The sequence below is a fragment of the Nitrosarchaeum sp. AC2 genome (genome assembly GCF_013407385.1).
GTDB classification, from domain to species: domain Archaea; phylum Thermoproteota; class Nitrososphaeria; order Nitrososphaerales; family Nitrosopumilaceae; genus Nitrosarchaeum; species Nitrosarchaeum koreense.
The window spans coordinates 353,896-373,150 of record NZ_CP030847.1; the positions used below are offsets into that span (position 1 = coordinate 353,896).

Sequence of the window (19,255 nt, forward strand, 5' to 3'; positions counted from 1 at the left end):
GTAAATTTGCCAATAATTTTCTATAATTTCTCAATTAGTGTTACTTTGTACTGTTTTTTTGTATTGCCCTATTTGCTATATTTGCAGATATTGCACCAGCAGCAATACCGTTGTCTATATTGACTACTGATAATCCTAACGAACAGCTTTGTAACATTGAAGCCAGTGCGGCGATACCTTTTCCACCATACCCATATCCTACAGAAGTCGGTATTCCAATTACTGGAATATCTACCATTGATGAAACTAAAGTAGCTAGTGCTCCTTCCATTCCCGCAACTACAATTATACAATCTACTTCTTCATTTATCATTTCTTTTAAAATTGGAAATATTCTTTGAATTCCAGCAACCCCGACATCATAGCTTGTAATACATTTACAATTCATTGCCTCACACATTAATCTGGCTTCTTCAGCAACTCCTATGTCTGATGTTCCAGCTGCCAATATGCCTACTTTTCCACCTTTGAATTCAATTGGTTTTTTAAAAAGTACTATAGTTGATGAATTTTTTCCAGTTTTAATTTTCATTTTTAATTTTTTTGTAAATGCTAAGATTTTTGAATAATCTTCTTTTTTGATTCTTGAAACTACTACTGAATTAGTTTTCTCTAGTGTTTTTTGAATGATTTTTTCAATTTCATCTGTTTTTTTACTTTCTGCAAAAATTACTTCTGGTATTCCTTTACGTTTTCTTCTATTAATATCGATTTTAGCAATACCTTCTATTTCCTCAATTGAATATAGTGATAATAGTTTTTTGCTTTATCTAATGAAATTTTTCCTTTTTCCAATGATTTTAAAATTTCATGAATTTCCAATAATGTTTCATCTATGTTTGAATAAAAAAATGCTTAGATCTGTATGCCTGAAATTGCACTTTTAACATTTTGTATCCCTGTATCAAATAATTGTTTTTTCTTCAGCATTTAGGTCAAGTTCAATTATTTTTTCAACACCTTTCTTTCCAATTACTGCAGGAACCCCAATTGTGACATCTGAATGACCATACTCCCCATCTAGATATGTTGCAACTGGTATCACTTGCTTTCTATCTCTAACAACAGCTTCAATCATTGCAGAAATTGCATTTCCAGGTGCATGTACTGTTGCACCTTTTAACTCAATAACCTTAGCTGCAACCTGTTTTGTATTTTGTACAAGTTCATCTAGTTTTTGTTTTGGTAGAAATGAAGAAAGTGGAATTCCAGACACTGATGAGAATCTTGGTAATGGCAACATATTTTCACCATGTTCTCCAATTACAAGTGCTCTAATAGAATCACGTGAATGTCCTGTGGCTTCATGAATAAATTGTCTAAATCTGGATAAATCTAACATTCCACCCATTCCAAAAACCCTACTTCTATCAAATCCTGATACCTTGTAAGTAATGTATGCCATTGGATCAAGTGGGTTTGTAACAGGAATTATCATAGAGTCATTTGCATATTTTTTGATATTTTCTACAACACTTTTTACAATGGTTGCATTAATTTTTAATAAATCCATTCTTGTCATTCCTGGTTTTCTTCCAGAACCTGCTACAACGACTATTATCTTAGAACCTTTCATATCTTCAAAATTGTTTGAACCCTTTACTTCTACATCTATTCCCTGTTCTGACAACATGTGATTGATATCCATTGCTTCACCTTGTGGTAATCCTTCTGCCACATCAAGTAAGAGTATTTGATCATCTAATCGCTTTAGTGCTGAAAATAGTGCTGCATCTCCACCAACTTTTCCTGAACCTATTATTGTAATCATGAAAGAAGCTGAAATTTTCAATAATTAAATCTAATGAAATTTTTTATCTATTTAGACAGAATTTATATGCATTTTTGATAATTTTTAATCTATGGTAATTGTTATTGATCCTCAAATTGCAGGCATATCTGGAGATATGATTCTCTGTTCTTTAGTGGATTTAGGTGCAAATAAAACCAAAATTATTGATGGACTTAAGCAATCTGAAAAATTTCTTTCAAATTCAACCATCAAACAAATTGATTTTAAAAAATAGATAAACATGGAATAGAATCCACTTCATTATTTTTAGAACTTGATGAACATGTTCATGAAAGAAAAGGTACTGAAATTAAAAAAGCAATTATGGATTCTGCAAATGAGATTGGTCTTTCTAACAAAGCAAAATCCTTTGCAGAATCATGTATTGATACATTAATTTCATCTGAATCTAAAATTCATGGGCTTCCTTTTGAGTCAGTTCATTTTCACGAAGCATCTAGTATTGATACTTTGATAGATATTGTTGGAACTGCAATAGCTATGGATGATTTAGCATTATTTGATGAAGAAATTATTTGTATGCCAATTGCTGTAGGTGGAGGAACTGTAACCTTTTCTCATGGAACCATGTCAAACCCTGCAAGTGCAATTCTTCAAATCTTGAAAAATTCTAAATTATCAATTCATGGTTGCCAAGTAAAAGATGAATTAACTACTCCTACAGGTGCTAGTATACTTGTACATCTTGCAAAAACATCAATGGATTTCTATCCTTCAATGGAAATAATCTCTGTTGGATATGGTGCAGGAAAAAAGGAATTTGATGAATTTTCTAATGTTTTAAAGATTGTAAAAGGTAATCAAAAAATAATTTTCAATTGGATTCAGTTAAAATTCTAGAAACTAATGTTGATGATGTCTCTGGAGAAATCATGGGGAATTTAATTGAAAAAATTATGAATAAAGGTGCTAGGGATGTTTCCATTTACAATGGTATTACTAAAAAAGGAAGACCTACAAATCTCATATCTGTAATATGTGATGATACATCACTTCATGAAATTATGGAACTTCTGGTAATTGAAACTGGGACTTTGGGAATTCGTGTAAGTACTTCAGATCGTTTTATTGTGCCAAGAAAAATCCATAATGTCAAACTAATTTTTGATAGTAATGAATTTTTAGTAAAATACAAAGTTTCATCTTTTAAAGGAAAAAATGATTTTAAAATTGAATTTGATGATTTAAAATTGATCTCAAATACCTTAAACAAGTCAATTAAGGAAACAGAATCATTGATTAGAAAAGAGATTATGAAATTAGATGTTAATTATGACTAAACTTGATAATCTCATTGATTGGTTTGGAACAAAGAAAAAGGTAATGATAGCTCTTTCTGGAGGTGTAGATAGCGCGCTTGTTGCTTATGCTGCATTTCAAAAATTAGGAGTATCTGCAATCGCAGTTACTGCAGACTACAAAACCTTGTCAAAAGAAGAACTAGAAACTGCCAAACAAATTTGTTCAGAAATAGGAATTCAACAAATTCTTTTAGATTATGATGAGCTCCAAAATGAAGAATTTGTAAAGAATTCCTCTGATCGTTGTTTTCATTGTAGATTGGAATTAGGTGATCACTTGGTTAATCTTGCAAAAAAACATGATGTTGAATTAATTGTTGATGGAACTAACTTGGATGATTTAGGTGAATATCGTCCAGGAATTGAAGCCTTAAAAAACAATGGTATTCGAAGTCCTTTAGTAGAAACCAATTTTACCAAAAATGAGATTCGAACAACCGCAAAACTTGTAGGATTGTCCGTATATGATAAACCATCAAATTCTTGTCTAGCCTCACGAATTCCTTGGGGCCAGAGAGTAACAAATGAAAAATTAACTAGAATTGAATTGAGTGAAACATTTGTTAAACAAATTACAAATGTAAGACAAGTTAGAGTGCGAGATCTAAACGGTATTGCAAAAATTGAAGTGGAGAAAGATGAAATATCTCTTCTTCAAGGTGATGCTTTGGAAGAAATTACTAAAAAATTAACATTGATAGGATTTCAATCCGTTAAAATAGATCCTGATGGATATAGACCAGGAAAAATTAATGTGATTGCAGATTGATATATCTTGACAATGCAGCATCCACACAAATTCACGATGATGTTTTAGATGCGATGTTGCCATATCTTAAAGAACAATATGGTAATCCTTCATCAATACATCGTTATGGTAGATTAGCCCATAAAGCTATAGAAAAAGCTAGAAAACAAATTGCATCCTTGATTAATGCAGACTCATCAGAAATTTTCCTTACATCTGGTGGGACTGAATCTAATAACATGGCGCTTTGGGGAATTGCATCAAAAAAACCTTCTTCTAAAATAATCACTTCTTCCATTGAACATGATGCAATATTAGAACCGTGTAAAAAATTAGTAAAAAGTGGATTTGATGTTCTTTATTTGCCTGTTGACAATCGCGGTGTTGTAAATCTAGATACTCTGAAAAATTCTCTTTCAGATGATGTATGTCTTGTTTCAATAATGTTTGCTAATAATGAAATAGGAACAATTGAACCAATTGCAAAAATTGCTCAACTGTGTAATGAACAAAAAATTCCATTTCATACTGATGCTGTTCAGGCTGTAGGAAAAACTCCAATTGATGTAAAGCAATTAGGTATAGATTTACTTTCTATCTCATCTCATAAAATTAATGGACCTAAAGGTGTGGGTGCATTATACATACGAGATGGAATTGATATAGATCCCCTGATTTTAGGCGGAGGTCAAGAAAATGGTTTACGCTCAGGAACCGAAAACGTAGCAAATATTGTAGGATTTGGAAGAGCATGTGAAATTGCTAAACTCCATCTTGTTGAGAATATCTCCCACATGAAAAAACTTCGTGATATCCTTATTGCAAAAATTGTCAATGAGATTCCATATGTTACACTTAACGGTGACATTGAAAATCGTTTACCAAATAATGCACATTTTACTTTTCTTGGTGTTGCAGGTGAAGACTTAATTATAAAACTAGATGAGTATGGTATAGCCGCATCTACTGGTTCTGCATGTTCAGTTCACACCCAAAAAGCGTCTCATGTTTTACAAGCAATGGGTTTTTCACATGAACAAATTACTGGTTCCTTAAGACTTTCCTTGGGTGTGTTTAACAACGAACAACAAATAGATGAAACAGTAAGTATCTTGAAAAAAGTAACTACTGAGTTACGTTCTGTTTCGCCATTTAAAGAAAAATACTCTTTTTGATTAAATTCTAAATAGGAATCTGAAATCTATTTTTTGTAACTATTATTGTTGTTATGATTCCTACTGCTAAAATCATCACTGCAATTGTACCAAATTCTGGAATTATTGTAGTACCTATTATTTCGATATCTGAATCACCTTCTTCAAAATTAATTGTAATTATTCTTGAATTTGTATTAGTTACAGTCTCTTGATATGGCACTTCTATGCCATCTATTATTATTATGAATGTGTCATCTGTTTGATCTTGTTTTTTTGCATCAAATGCATCTCTTGGCATTTCTAAGGTGATAGATCCATCATTTTCAGATTCTATTATTACTATTAATGCAAAGATATCTTTGTCTATGAGCATATTTTTTACAGTACCGCCATTTATAGAATAATTCACATCAAATGTGCCATAACTGCCAGCATCCACTTCAAATATGTCAGTTGCTATCACGTCTGATTTTGGTGAAAAATTGAATTGAGTTTCTGCAACATTATCTTCACCAAATGACGCTCTTACAGTATATTCCCCAGATTTAGCCCAATATGGGCCCTCTGCAATGATTGTATATGAATAACTTCCGTCTTCTGCTACATTAAATTGTGCAACATCTACTAAATTCCCTTGACTGAAAATTTGTAATGTGATAGGGGTGCCTACTATAATGGTACTTACGTTACCTGAAATTACTACCGTATCTCCTTCTTTATATGAATTAGAATTTGTTTTTATTGTGATTAATGACTGAGCAAAAACTGGTAGTGTGACAATCATTCCTAAAATTAAAAATACAAAAATAATTCTAGTTTTCACAAAAATTATTGTTGTACGATTGTATATTTCCTTTACTATCCTAAAATGAAAAAATGAAAAAAGTTGTGAATTTAGTATCTTGGCATAATGCTTAGTTTTGACTTTGCAGATACTGCAATTATTGAGATAATTGCTACTGCTAAGATCATCACTGCGATTGTACCAAATTCTGGGATTACAAAGGTACCTATCACTTCAATTTTTTGAGCACCTGCTAAGAAGTTGACTGTGACTTGATTGTCACTGATTTCTACATCATCCCATTCTTCTCCATCTACAAGTACCATGAAGATACCATCAAGAATTGATTTGTCTGGGTTTAATGTGAGTGTTCCATCTTCACTTGCGTTAATTCTTACGATAATTGCATTATCATTAGAATTGATGCTTGCACCTGTTACCATTCCACCAGTAATAGTGTATGGTACACAATAATTGCCTTTTAGATAAATCTCTGAAGAGGCACAATTATTTGAGCTACCTGAAGTTGCACCACTTAACTCAACAAGTACTTTGTTGCTTTTTGAAGCACTTCCATAGTTGACTTTAATGGTGTATGTACCATCGTGTTTCCATAATTCACCATCTGTGTTGAGAATCGTTTTAAAACTACCGTCATTTTCAGGATTTATCTGAGCAATTGTAACGACAGAATTTAATGGATTCACAACAGTAACTGTTATTGGCATTCCAGAAACATTTGCTACTTTACCGTGTACTGTAATTTTATCACCATGTGAATAATCTGTATTATCTGTCCAAACAGACACAGGCATATCCATCAACAACATTTGTTGTGCTGCTTTTCTTCCAGCATCTGGTTCGTAACAACCTACACATGCTTGAGCATATGCTGATGATATGGTTAAAGTACCGACTGCAGTCAAAACGGCTAATAGCGCGAACGACGTACGGTTGTTCATCTTATTTGCAAAATGAATTTGTCTCTATTTATGTATATTTAAAAAATGAAAAAAGTTGTAAATTTAGTATCTTGGCATAATGCTTAGTTTTGACTTTGCAGATACTGCAATTATTGAGATAATTGCTACTGCTAAGATCATCACTGCGATTGTACCAAATTCTGGGATTACAAGACCATTTTCTATTCCTACTTCAATTGAAGATTTATCATTGCCTTGTTGAGCCACAATAGTATAATTGCCATCTTGTTTCCATAATGCGCCTCCTGTTATGATCTCTTTAGTAAAGTGACCATTTGCATTTAGATTTGGTGCAAATTGATCAACAACAATCACATTTCCATTTGGTGCAATTACTTTCAATGTAATTGAATTAGCGCTATCTGTAATGCCACTAATTTTGATTGTGTTAGATCCTGCCATTGAATTTGCTTCTTTAATCACCAGTGTTTTTCTTACTGTTTGGGTTGGTTCAACAAATCCTTTTTCTAAAGTAGATTGACTAACACTTGTTTCTGAGGTCATACCGTTTATGACTTCTACACGAAGTGACATTTTATACAATGAACTTCCATATGGACTTTGTTCAGCTTTTATTGTATAGAATCCATTCTCCTTCCACATTGGAACTTTAAATTCTGTAGCAAAATCACCATTTTTGTCAGGTGTTAATTGATCAATGCTGACTACATTTAGACTAGGAGAAATTACTGTAAATGTAATATCTGTAACAGATGATTTTGTATGTCCGTTAATTGATATTGTGTCAGAACCTTCTGATGCTATAGCTGAAATTGACATTCCTGTAGTTTGAGCAAATGCATCTTGTTGAATTGAAGTTATTGAAATTATTGACAAAACCATTACGATTAATGTCATTGATGTTACTGAACTTTTAAAATTCATTCTAAATTGAAAACGGTTACTTGGTATTTATATACATTTTTAAAAATGATTCTGTATTATTTCTAGGGTCGATCACAAGATCTTAAAAAGAGAAAAAAAGATGAATTTAGTATCTTGGCATAATGCTTAGTTTTGACTTTGCAGATACTGCAATTATTGAGATAATTGCTACTGCTAAGATCATCACTGCGATTGTACCAAATTCTGGGACTACGGTAGTACCAATTATCTCGATTTCCTCAGCACCTGCTGGGAATAGAATTGTCAATGTTCTATCTGTAGAAGTTGTTATTTCCTCAAAGTCTACTTCTTCTCCGTCTACTAAGACAAAGAATGTATCATCTTGATCACCCATCTTTGCATCAATCAAAGCTCTAGGCAATGTAATGACAAGTGAACCGTCTTGACTTGCAGTTATTGCAATTATCAAGGAGTTTGCTTCTACATCTGGAGTGATGCTGATTAGTTTACCACCAGTTATCTTGTAACTGACCATAAATTCAGTACCTTCTACTGCCATTTTGGTTTCTTTTGGTCCACTATCGGATGAACCTGCAAATGAGAATGTGGTTTCAGCTGTACGAGTTTGGCTTCCATAAGTTACTTCAATTGTATAAGTTCCCCCTGATCTCATTAGTGGTCCACCTACAGTAAATTCAGTACTGTATTTTTTGTCTAAACCGACATCCAATTGATCGAGTATTACTCTATTTCCATTGGGTGCTGTTACTATGAGACTAATAGGAGTTCCAGAAAGAAGTTCTCTTACTTCTCCAGTTACTAAGACTATATCACCATCTTCATATGATGTCTTGTCTGTAGTGACCGAGATTGGATTTACTATTTGTCCAAATGCTGGTGCTATTCCAATACTTGCAATAATAATTGCAGATAAGGCTAACACCGATAGATGAGTATTCATCAATTTTACGCTCGAATTTATCCTATTTAAGGTTGTGAAAAATATTATTGACTAAAAAGAAAAAAGACTGATTTTTGCCGAATTTCAGATTAGATATATATTAACCTGAGCGTGACTTTTTTTCAGTTTGTGTGTATTGTTTGCTGTTACATTTAATGTTCGTCATGGAGGTTTTGTAGATGGCAACTAAGAAAAATCAGGTTTTAGTGCCTGACCATATTTATGTGCCAAAACATGAAATTATTTCAAAACAAGAAGCTGAAGATGTCCTAAAAAAATATAATTGTAAACCCACAGAATTACCATTGATTTTTGTAAACGATCCTGCAATATTGGGACTAGGTGTAAAACCCGGCGATATGATAAAAATCACAAGAAAAAGTCCTACTGCTGGTGAGAGCCTTTACTACAGATATGTGGTGGAAGTTTAAATGGCAGATCCTTCAGTTAAACGTTGGCCAATAATTCAAGATATCTTGAAACGTGAAGGTATTGCACGTCAACATCTTAATTCTTTTGATGAATTTTTAGAAAGAGGTCTTCAAAGTATTATCAACGAAGTAGGGCAAATTGAAATTGAAAATGCTGAATATCCCTACAAAATACAACTAGGTAAAGTCAAACTACAACAACCAAGAATGATGGAGCTTGATGGTTCTATCACTCATATCACTCCAGCAGAAGCTAGACTAAGAAATGTTTCATATTCGGCACCTGTAATGATGGAAGCAAGTGTTGTTGAAGATGGAAAAATCTTAGAATCTAGATTTGTCCATATTGGCGATGTACCTGTAATGGCAAAATCAAACGCTTGCATTTTACATAATTTTTCAACACAAAAATTAGTTGAACATGGCGAGGATCCAAATGATCCCGGCGGTTATTTTATTATTAATGGTTCTGAAAGAGTTATTGTAGGATTAGAAGATCTTTCCTACAACAAAATAATTGTTGACAGAGAAAGTGTGGGTGGAAATACAGTTTTCAAAGCTAAAGTTTATTCTTCAATTGTTGGTTATCGAGCAAAACTAGAATTGGTAATGAAAAACGATGGTTTGATTGTAGCTAGAATTCCCGGTTCTCCTGTTGACATTCCTGTTGTTACACTAACTAGAGCACTTGGATTAGAATCTGATAGAGAGATTGCAGCTGCTGTTTCACTTGTTGATGAAATTCAAAATGAATTAGAAGGTTCATTTGAAAAAGCAGGTGACGTTCCAACAGCAAAAGATGCAATTGTTTACATCAGTAAAAGAATCGCTCCTGGAATGTTAGAGGAATTCCAAATCAAACGAGCAGAGACTCTTTTAGATTGGGGCTTATTGCCACACTTGGGTAAACATCCAGAGAATAGAAAAGAAAAAGCACAATTTCTTGGTGAGGCTGCATGTAAATTATTAGAACTTAAACTTGGTTGGATCTCACCAGATGACAAAGATCATTATGGAAATAAAGTAATCAAATTTGCAGGACAAATGTTAGCTGATCTATTTAGAACTGCATTTAGAAATTTGGTTCGAGACATGAAATACCAATTAGAAAGATCTGGTCAAAAAAGAGGCATTAACGCAGTAGCGGCAGCAATTCGTCCAGGTATTATTACTGATAAATTAAACAATGCAATTGCAACCGGAAACTGGGGTAGAGGACGTGTTGGTGTAACTCAATTACTAGATAGAACAAACTACCTTTCAACTATTAGTCATCTTAGAAGAATTCAATCTCCTCTTAGTAGAACTCAACCAAACTTTGAGGCAAGAGATTTACACGCTACACACTTTGGAAGAATTTGTCCTAGTGAAACTCCTGAAGGTTCTAACTGTGGTCTAGTAAAGAACTTGGCGCTTTCTGGAATTATTTCTGTAAATGTTCCATCCGAAGAAATTGTTGAGAAATTATATGATCTTGGAACAATTCACTTCTTTGATGCAAAAGAAGATGTGAAAAAAGACGGAGCTAGAATATTTGTTGATGGTAGATTAATTGGCTATTACAAAGATGGTGCTGAACTAGCAGAATCACTAAGAGAATTAAGAAGAAATTCAAAAATTCATCCTCATGTTGGAATATCATTTCATCAATCTGCCATTGAAGGTTCTACAAAACGACTTTATGTTAATTGCAATGCAGGACGTGTTTTACGTCCATTGATAATTATCAAAGATAACAAACCCTTGCTCACACAAGACCTATTGGATAAAATCTCCAAGAAACTTCTTTCATGGACTGACTTGTTGCGCATGGGAGTCTTAGAAATGATTGATGCCAACGAAGAAGAAAATTGCTATATTACATTAGATGAAAAAGATTCAAAGAAACATACACATCTTGAAGTATTTCCACCAGCAATTCTTGGTGCAGGTGCTTCTATAATTCCATATCCGGAACATAATCAATCTCCAAGAAACACATACGAATCTGCAATGGCAAAACAAAGTTTAGGATTTTCAACTCCAATGATGAATACCAGTACTTATGTCAGACAACATTTGATGTTGTACCCACAAACACCTATTGTTAATACTAAAGCAATGAAATTACTAGGATTAGAAGATAGACCCGCAGGACAAAACTGTGTTGTGGCAGTATTGCCATTTGACGGTTATAATATTGAAGACGCAATTGTACTAAGTAGATCATCAGTTGACAGAGGTCTCGGAAGAACATTCTTCTTTAGAATTTATGATGCAGAAGCAAAACAATATCCTGGTGGAATGCGTGATGCTTTTGAAATTCCAAACGCTGAAGACAACATTCGTGGTTACAAAGGTGAAAAAGCTTATCGATTATTAGAAGAAGATGGAGTAGTTGCATCTGAATCTCCAGTTCATGGTGGAGATATTTTAATTGGAAAAACAAGTCCACCACGATTTATGGAAGAATATAGAGAATTTGAGTCATCTGGACCCTACAGAAGAGATACCTCAATTGGTGTCAGACCGTCTGAAACCGGTGTTGTTGATACTGTTGTAATGACACAATCAAACGAAGGTGGAAAGATGTACAAGATTAGAGTTAGAGATATGAGAATTCCTGAAATTGGTGACAAATTTGCATCAAGACATGGACAAAAAGGTGTCTTGGGAATTTTAGCAAAAGCTGAAGACTTGCCATATACTGCTGATGGAATTTCACCAGACGTTTTGATTAATCCACACGCATTCCCATCAAGAATGACTGTAGGAATGTTCATGGAATCAATTTGTGGTAAGGCTGCAGCACTAAGAGGAAGTCAATTTGATGGCTCTGCATTTGTAGGAGAAAAAATGGATGAAGTTAAACCTGTAATGGATGCTGCTGGATTCAAATATTCTGGTAAAGAAACAATGTATGATGGAAGAACTGGTAAATCATTTCCGGTCGATGTCTTCATCGGAGTAGTATATTATCAAAAATTACACCACATGGTTGCAGATAAGATTCATGCAAGAGCACGTGGACAGGTTCAGATGTTAACTAAACAACCAACTGAAGGAAGAGCCAGAGGTGGTGGTTTAAGATTTGGTGAGATGGAAAGAGATTGTTTGATTGCATATGGTGCATCAATGATTCTTAAAGATAGATTGCTAGATGAATCTGATAAATCTGATATTTTTGTCTGTGAGAGATGTGGATTAGTTGCATATCATGACGTAAAACAAAGAAAATACATCTGCAGAGTTTGTGGTGATAAAGCTAAAGTTTCATCAGTATCTGTTGCATATGCATTCAAACTTTTGTTACAAGAAATGCAAAGTTTGAATGTGGCTCCAAGATTACTCATTAAGGAGAAGGTATAATGTCGATTCAAGCAATTAAAACAATTGATGCAATTAGATTTTCAGTTTGGTCTCCAACTGAAATTAGAAAATATTCTGTAGCAGAAATTACGGCTCCTGAAACATATGATGAAGATGGAATGCCTGTACAAGGAGGTCTTATGGATGGTAGACTTGGTACACTTGAACCTGGACAGAAATGTCTAACATGTGGAAATACTGCCGCTAGATGCCCTGGTCATTTTGGTCATATTGAACTTGCAGAACCTGTTTTACATATTGCATTTATTGATAATATTTACAAGCTATTACAATCAACTTGTCGTTCTTGTGCAAGACTCAAGGTCCCACAAGAAGATTTAGAAGAATTTAGAAAAATCAAAGAAAAACATGCTGCTTATACTGTAATTTCTGAAAAACGTATTCCAGAGCAAATTATTGAAAAAGCAAAAAAAGCAAAAGAATGTCCTCATTGTGGTAAAACCCAATACGAGCTAATCTTTACAAAACCTACTATCTTTGTTGAAAAAACAGAGATTGGTGAACATAGATTATTACCAATTACAATTAGAGAAAGATTCACTCAAATTATTGATGATGATCTTAACTTATTATCATATGATCCTGTGACTGCAAGACCAGAATGGTTTATTTTACAAGCACTACCTGTTCCACCCGTAACTGTAAGACCCTCAATTATTCTTGAAACTGGAATTCGTTCTGAAGACGATTTAACGCATAAGATGGTAGATATTATCAGAGTTAATCAAAGACTAAAAGAAAGTAAAGAAGCAGGAACGCCTCCGTTAATTGTTCAGGATTTAGTAGATTTGTTACAATATCATACAACCACATATTTTGATAATGAAGTATCTGGTATTCCACAAGCTCATCACCGTTCAGGACGTCCACTAAAAACATTAACTCAAAGATTAAAAGGAAAAGAAGGAAGATTCAGAGGTTCACTTTCTGGAAAGAGAGTAGATTTCTCTAGTAGAACTGTAATTTCACCTGATCCTAACTTGGACTTGTCTGAAGTAGGAGTTCCTGAACAAGTTGCAATGAAATTAACAATTCCTGAAATTGTTACTGAATGGAATATTGAAAGAATGAGAACACTTGTAATTAATGGACCAAACAAATTCCCTGGTGTTAATTATATCGTAAGACCAGATGGTGTTAAAATTAGATTAGATTTTGTTGAGGATCGTTCTACAATAGCTGAAACATTAGAAATTGGATATCTTGTAGAAAGACATCTTGCTAATGGTGATATTGTCTTGTTTAACCGACAACCATCTCTTCATCAAATGTCAATTATGGCTCACTATGTGAGAGTATTGCCAGGAAAAACTTTCAGATTACATCCATCTGTTTGTCCTCCATACAACGCAGATTTTGATGGTGACGAAATGAACCTTCACGTTCCTCAAAGTGAAGAAGCAAGAGCAGAAGCAATTCTCTTAATGAGAGTTCAAGATCAATTAATTTCACCAAGATATGGTGGTCCAATTATTGGAGCTCTAAGAGACTTTGTCACTGGCGCTTATCTTTTAACTAAAGATGATACTGTTTTGACTCCACAAGAATTTTACAATTATGCTATGCTTGGTGGATATACAGATAAACTTCCAAAACCTGCAACAAAAACTAAAGATGGTTTGATGTATACTGGTAAACAATTATTCTCATTATTCTTACCAAAAGATTTCAACTATGTCATTACATCAAAGTGGTCAAAAGGAACCAAAGGCGCACAAAAAGACGTTGTAATTAAAAACGGTGAATTACTTAGTGGTGTAATTGATAAATCTTCAATCGGTGCAGAAGAACCAGAAAGTGTGTTGCATAGAATTGCAAAAGACTATGGTAACACAAAGGCAAAGAACTTTTTGAATTCTATTCTAATTATGGTAAAACAATACATTACTCATTATGGATTTAGCTATGGTTACGCAGATCTTGAAGTACCTGAAAAAGAGAAACAGCAGATTCTTGATGATATTCAGGAGACATATGGTATCATATCTGATCTTACTTCTCAATATGAAAAAGGAACTCTAAAGCTTACTAGAGGAATGAGACCTGAGGAAGCACTAGAAGCATACATTGTAAATGAATTGGGAAAAGCAAGAGACAAAGCTGGTATGACTGCAGATCAATCCCTTGATCAAAGTAATGCTGGAAGAATTATGGCTACAACTGGTGCAAGAGGTTCAGCACTTAACATCGGTCAGATGGCAGGTGCATTAGGACAACAATCAAGAAGAGGAAGTAGATTACATGCTGGTTACAATAATCGTGCATTACCACACTATCAAGAACATGATAAAAATCCTGATGCACATGGTTTTGTTAAATCAAATTACAGAGAAGGACTTTCTGCACTTGAATTCTTCTTCCATGCAATGGGAGGTAGAGAAGGTCTTGTAGATACTGCAGTTAGAACACAACAAAGTGGATACATGCAGCGTAGACTTATCAACGCATTAGAGCATATTAGATTAGAATATGATGGAACTGTAAGAGATCCACATGGTCACATCATTCAATTCCTTTATGGCGAAGATGGAATAGATGTTGCAAAAAGTGATCATGGTGAAGCATTCAATGTTAATAGATTAATCGAATCACAAATCATTGTTGATTCTGGAAAGAAGGCAACAAAAGAAGAAATTACTGAATTAACAAAGAAATACACAAAGACATTCAATCCTAGATTAAAGGAACTTGTATCTGAGGGATTACTTGATTCAAAATTAAGTAAGGAAGGTGCAGAAATTGTTTGTAAGAAAGGTCTATCATTATACAACAAAGCCAAAGTTGAACCAGGACAAGCAGTAGGAATTATCACTGCGCAGTCAATTGGTGAACCTGGTACTCAGATGACTCTAAGAACATTCCACTTTGCAGGAATTGCAGAAAGAAACGTAACTTTAGGTCTTCCAAGATTGATTGAACTTGTTGATGCAAGAAAGAAACCTGTCACACCAACAATGGATATTTATCTTGATAATGAATCCAAAAAATCAAGAGAAAAAGCAATCGATATCGCAAGAAATGTTTTGCAAACTAAAGTGAGTGCATTAATCTCTGATAGTGAAACTGATTACACATCTCAAATTAAATTAATTCTTAGTGCAAACAGACTCAAAGAAAGAGGATGTACTGTTAGTGAAGTAGAGGCAGCATTACAATCAAACAAAAAATTCAAAATCGAAACAACTGGAGATCTAATCACTCTAAAACTAGTAGATGAATCTGATGCTCCAACTGTTATTGCAATTAGAAACAAAGTACTCAATACCACTGTAAAGGGAGTCCCAGACATTGAACGTGTAACTCTAGTTCAAAAAGACGACGAATGGGTAATTCAAACAACTGGTTCCAATATTGCCAAAGTACTTGAAGTTCAAGGAATTGATAAGAAAAATGTTAGAACAAACAACGTGTTTGAAATTGCAGGTACATTAGGAATAGAGGCATCTAGAAATGCTTTGATAAATGAGCTGAAAAATACTTTAGAAGATCAAGGTCTGGAAGTTGATAATAGGTATATCATGTTAGTGTCTGATTTAATGTGCTCAAGAGGATATATGCAGCAAATTGGTAGACACGGAATTGCTGGTACTAAAGATAGTGTTCTTGCAAGAGCAGCATTTGAAATTACAGTTCCAACAATTGCACATGCTGCATTAGCTGGTGAAGTTGAACAACTCAAAGGTATTACTGAAAACGTAATTGTTGGTAGCATGATTCCAATTGGAAGTGGAACCGTAGATCTTTACATGCAAGTAAGTAAGAAGAAATGAGGCCAATAAAAAACAGTGATTAAGATGGGCGATGAAATTTCTAATTTGATGAGCAATAATAAAGACAAAGTCATTTTATTGCGATTAAGAAACAACAAATCTGTTAGGGGAAATTTACAAGACTTTGATGTTCATATGAATTTGACATTAGAAGACGCTGAAGATATCTCTGATGGAAAAACTGTAAAACTTGGAAAGATACTTTTACGCGGAGATAACATTTTGGCAGTATCACTGCCAGATGAAGAATCTTAGCCAAAAAATATCATTCATTCTTAAATATCAAATTCAAACAATATTCTATTATGCTTCTATTGTTTCCTATGGTTTTTTTATTTTTTTTATTACCTGTATATGCTGAACAAATACCTGACTATGATAATCCATACGCTCCAATCTTTACTGACAAAACAGTATACACTTGGACTGATAAAGTTAAAATGACTATTCATGCACCAAGCTGGAACGCCGATAGATATTTGATTGATTCAATAGGTGATGATGATCATCCAATCAAAATTTCTACAAGAGGATACTTACTATCTCCATACAAATTTACTGAAACCGATGTGAATTCTGGAAAGTTTACCGCTGAAATAATTCTTACAGGATTTTCCCATGATGCTGATGGTGATGGTGATTTTGATACTACTCCTAGAACTATGGGAAATGGACCGACAAGCGGATTTTTAGAATCTGATAGTGATTCTGCATTAACTATAACATTTGAATTTGCAGATGGGGTTGTTCTTACTAAATCTGTTCCAATACAGTGGAATATTGGATCTATTCAATTCTCTGAAGAAAATTATCTATCTGATCAAACTGCAACAATACATGTAATTGATCCTGACCTTAATCTCAATCCAGAATCCTTAGATCATATTCCGATAAAAATTTCTTCAAATTCTGATGTGTCAGGCATAGAAGTAAGTGCAGTAGAAACATCGGAAAGCTCAGGCATATTTACTTCAACAATATCATTTACACAAAATTCATCATCAAGTGGAAATAGACTTTATGCATTGCCTGGAGATATAATTTTTGCAAAATATGATGATTATACCCTTCCAAAACCTTATTCCGTATCTGATAATCTTGCAATAAAAACATCTGCAACAATTGGCACTTCTTCTTTAGCATTGCAAAGTCTACCAATTATATTTTCAGATAGTATGGGAAATCAAATCTCTGCAGTCTCAACTAATGATCAAATACAGATCGTTGGAAAGATAATAAATTCACAAAATTATAAACAAAAATTTGTTTATCTCTTTCAGGTAAAAGATGAGAATAATTTTGTAGTATCTTTATCTTGGATACAAGGAGAAATATCTGCAAATCAAAATTTAGATATTTCCCAATCATGGATTCCACAACAAACTGGAAATTATTCTATTGAGACATACACATGGAACTCGTTGACTAACGCAGCTCCACTATCTCCCTCGTTATCAACATCTGTTTTTGTTAATTAAGTAATAGTATGATTTCTACTTAATCAATAAATACAAAATTACGATTTTAGCCGTGTGTTTGGATATACCATTGGATTATTGCTAGTGTTAATTGTATTATTTCCACTTACAATACCTTCAATATTTGCCGATCCAATTTTGCTAGACTTTGATAAAACCGAATATCATACTGGTGATAATATGCTGATTACAGGACATATCTCAAATTATAAGATGCCAATAATAGCAATGAGTCTTTTTGATCCTGAAGGGGATATTTTATCTGCAAATAATTTGATTATTGACTCTAATGGTACCTTCTCTAAAGAATTTTCATTAGACTCTCCGTTTTATGATAAATCAGGACAATACACTGTAAAACTAAATTATGGTAAGATAGTTCAAAATGAATTTTTTACAATTATAGGTAATACTTCTGAGCCTGAAATAATAATTCCAGAATCTATAGCACCTGAAATTATTTCCATAAACACTGACAAGAATCAATACTATGATCAAAATTTTATCACAATAACAGGCTCTGTTAATACAATTGATTCTCCAACTGTACTGATTGGAGTTCATGATCCATACGGTACACCAATCGGATTTTATTTTGGAGAAATTAATTCTGACTTGAAATTTTCTACAAAGTTTCTTGTAAAGTCTGGTGTTAATTTTAAAATCGATGGAACTTATCAAGTAAAAGCACATTATGGTGAGAGTGAAAAAACAATAAACTTTGAATTTTCTAAAAAACTAGATACTGTGATAGAACCGGAAATAAAAACACCAGAAATAAAAACACCAGAAATAAAAACACCAGAAATAAAAACACCAGAAATAAAAACACCAGAAATAAAAACACCAGAAATAAAAACACCAGAAATAAAAACACCAGAAATAAAAACACCAGAAATAAAAACTTCTGAAAAAAATATCAATTCAGTTGATTATCAATCCCAGATAAAAAAATATGATAATCTATCTGTTGAAGATATAGAATTAGGAAAACTACTAAATCAAATTAATTTGGACTGTGATCATAGTAGACTCGTTGATACCATTTCATATAATGATGGAATGGGACCGGCGCTATACCGACTTTGCAAATTTGATCAGTCCTTGAATTTCTTTAATGACTCTTTATCAAAAGATCCAAACAATGTTGAAATTATAACTAGTAAAGGTTCTGTCCTTGGAAAAATGGGTCGTACTTTAGAATCTATTTCATATTATGATGCAGCTCTCAATATAGATCCAGATTTTATTCCTGCAATTAACAATAAAGCAAATGCCCTTGCAAATATGAAAAAATATGACGAATCTATCTCTCTTTACAATAAAGCCCTTGAAAAAAATCCAAGTTATGATACTGCAAGAAAAAATCTCCAATTAGTTTTACAAGAATCCTCATTGGGAAATATAGTATTTACTGAATATGCTTCTACAAGCACAGATATTCCATCTAATATCGTATCTTCAAAAAATACCATGACTGAAAAACTGCAAACGGAAAATAATTTAAAAACCCAAACAAAAATCCAACTAATATCTTTGAAGAATTATCTTTGGTATTTTCATCATTAGGCTCTCTCTTCGGATTTCAAAATTAAGAGTGATTTCTAGTTTTTT

16 protein-coding genes and 1 pseudogene are annotated in these 19,255 nt (G+C 33.4%); 11 read left to right on the forward strand and 6 right to left on the reverse strand.

Annotated elements, in window-relative coordinates; all coding sequences use genetic code 11:
• Window positions 1-40: 40 nt before the first annotated feature.
• Window positions 41-822, reverse strand: a pseudogene (larB, locus tag DSQ20_RS02000) (nickel pincer cofactor biosynthesis protein LarB).
• Between the two features lie 82 nt (window positions 823-904).
• Window positions 905-1,771: a malate dehydrogenase gene (locus DSQ20_RS02005; RefSeq protein ID WP_255458294.1), complete on the reverse strand. Its 867-nt coding sequence runs from the start codon at window positions 1,769-1,771 to the stop codon at window positions 905-907.
• A gap of 91 nt (window positions 1,772-1,862) precedes the next feature.
• On the opposite strand from DSQ20_RS02005, the gene larC (DSQ20_RS10525) reads away from it, so the two are divergent.
• From larC (DSQ20_RS10525) to DSQ20_RS02020, 5 genes are read left to right on the forward strand one after another with little or no spacing between them, the layout of a single operon-like run.
• The gene (gene larC / locus DSQ20_RS10525) at window positions 1,863-2,027 is read left to right on the forward strand and encodes a nickel insertion protein (protein ID WP_255458295.1); all 165 of its coding nucleotides are present in this window, start codon (window positions 1,863-1,865) and stop codon (window positions 2,025-2,027) included.
• Window positions 2,028-2,038: 11 nt separating this feature from the next.
• Window positions 2,039-2,653 carry a nickel insertion protein gene (gene larC / locus DSQ20_RS10530; RefSeq protein WP_255458385.1) on the forward strand — a complete coding sequence of 205 codons (615 nt, stop codon included), beginning with the start codon at window positions 2,039-2,041 and terminating at the stop codon, window positions 2,651-2,653.
• On the forward strand, window positions 2,632-3,093 hold the full coding sequence (larC, locus tag DSQ20_RS10535; RefSeq protein ID WP_255458296.1) for a nickel insertion protein: 462 nt from the start codon (window positions 2,632-2,634) through the stop codon (window positions 3,091-3,093). Before larC (DSQ20_RS10530) ends, larC (DSQ20_RS10535) begins: the two co-directional genes overlap by 22 nt.
• Window positions 3,086-3,883, forward strand: a complete 798-nt coding sequence (gene larE / locus DSQ20_RS02015; protein ID WP_179365849.1) for an ATP-dependent sacrificial sulfur transferase LarE — start codon at window positions 3,086-3,088, stop codon at window positions 3,881-3,883. The genes larC (DSQ20_RS10535) and larE overlap by 8 nt, the downstream gene beginning before the upstream one ends.
• On the forward strand, window positions 3,880-5,037 hold the full coding sequence (locus DSQ20_RS02020) for a cysteine desulfurase family protein (protein ID WP_179365850.1): 1,158 nt from the start codon (window positions 3,880-3,882) through the stop codon (window positions 5,035-5,037). The genes larE and DSQ20_RS02020 overlap by 4 nt, the downstream gene beginning before the upstream one ends.
• A 7-nt stretch (window positions 5,038-5,044) precedes the next feature.
• On the opposite strand, the gene DSQ20_RS02025 is transcribed toward DSQ20_RS02020, so the two are convergent.
• The 4 genes from DSQ20_RS02025 to DSQ20_RS02040 all read right to left on the reverse strand — a co-directional run bounded on the left by DSQ20_RS02025 (window position 5,045) and on the right by DSQ20_RS02040 (window position 8,593).
• The gene (locus DSQ20_RS02025; RefSeq protein ID WP_007549729.1) at window positions 5,045-5,842 is read right to left on the reverse strand and encodes a PEFG-CTERM sorting domain-containing protein; all 798 of its coding nucleotides are present in this window, start codon (window positions 5,840-5,842) and stop codon (window positions 5,045-5,047) included.
• Between the two features lie 71 nt (window positions 5,843-5,913).
• Complete coding sequence (locus DSQ20_RS02030) at window positions 5,914-6,765, reverse strand: PEFG-CTERM sorting domain-containing protein (RefSeq protein ID WP_370464190.1); 852 nt, start codon at window positions 6,763-6,765, stop codon at window positions 5,914-5,916.
• 63 nt (window positions 6,766-6,828) lie between these two features.
• Window positions 6,829-7,671: a PEFG-CTERM sorting domain-containing protein gene (locus tag DSQ20_RS02035; protein ID WP_179365851.1), complete on the reverse strand. Its 843-nt coding sequence runs from the start codon at window positions 7,669-7,671 to the stop codon at window positions 6,829-6,831.
• 106 nt (window positions 7,672-7,777) lie between these two features.
• Window positions 7,778-8,593, reverse strand: coding sequence for a PEFG-CTERM sorting domain-containing protein (locus DSQ20_RS02040; protein ID WP_179365852.1), 816 nt, complete (start codon window positions 8,591-8,593; stop codon window positions 7,778-7,780).
• A gap of 179 nt (window positions 8,594-8,772) precedes the next feature.
• On the opposite strand from DSQ20_RS02040, the gene DSQ20_RS02045 reads away from it, so the two are divergent.
• From DSQ20_RS02045 to DSQ20_RS02070, 6 genes are all read left to right on the forward strand, one after another.
• Window positions 8,773-9,024 carry a DNA-directed RNA polymerase subunit H gene (locus DSQ20_RS02045; protein WP_007549733.1) on the forward strand — a complete coding sequence of 84 codons (252 nt, stop codon included), beginning with the start codon at window positions 8,773-8,775 and terminating at the stop codon, window positions 9,022-9,024.
• A complete protein-coding gene (locus tag DSQ20_RS02050; RefSeq protein ID WP_007549735.1) occupies window positions 9,025-12,372 on the forward strand; it encodes a DNA-directed RNA polymerase subunit B in 3,348 nt (1,115 codons plus the stop codon).
• Window positions 12,372-16,163 carry a DNA-directed RNA polymerase subunit A' gene (locus tag DSQ20_RS02055; protein ID WP_007549736.1) on the forward strand — a complete coding sequence of 1,264 codons (3,792 nt, stop codon included), beginning with the start codon at window positions 12,372-12,374 and terminating at the stop codon, window positions 16,161-16,163. The genes DSQ20_RS02050 and DSQ20_RS02055 overlap by 1 nt, the downstream gene beginning before the upstream one ends.
• A 24-nt stretch (window positions 16,164-16,187) precedes the next feature.
• Window positions 16,188-16,418: an LSM domain-containing protein gene (locus DSQ20_RS02060; RefSeq protein ID WP_007549737.1), complete on the forward strand. Its 231-nt coding sequence runs from the start codon at window positions 16,188-16,190 to the stop codon at window positions 16,416-16,418.
• Between the two features lie 68 nt (window positions 16,419-16,486).
• The gene (locus DSQ20_RS02065) at window positions 16,487-17,641 is read left to right on the forward strand and encodes a hypothetical protein (protein ID WP_255458298.1); all 1,155 of its coding nucleotides are present in this window, start codon (window positions 16,487-16,489) and stop codon (window positions 17,639-17,641) included.
• Between the two features lie 54 nt (window positions 17,642-17,695).
• A complete protein-coding gene (locus DSQ20_RS02070) occupies window positions 17,696-19,210 on the forward strand; it encodes a tetratricopeptide repeat protein (RefSeq protein WP_255458299.1) in 1,515 nt (504 codons plus the stop codon).
• The last annotated feature ends 45 nt before the right edge of the window (window positions 19,211-19,255 follow it).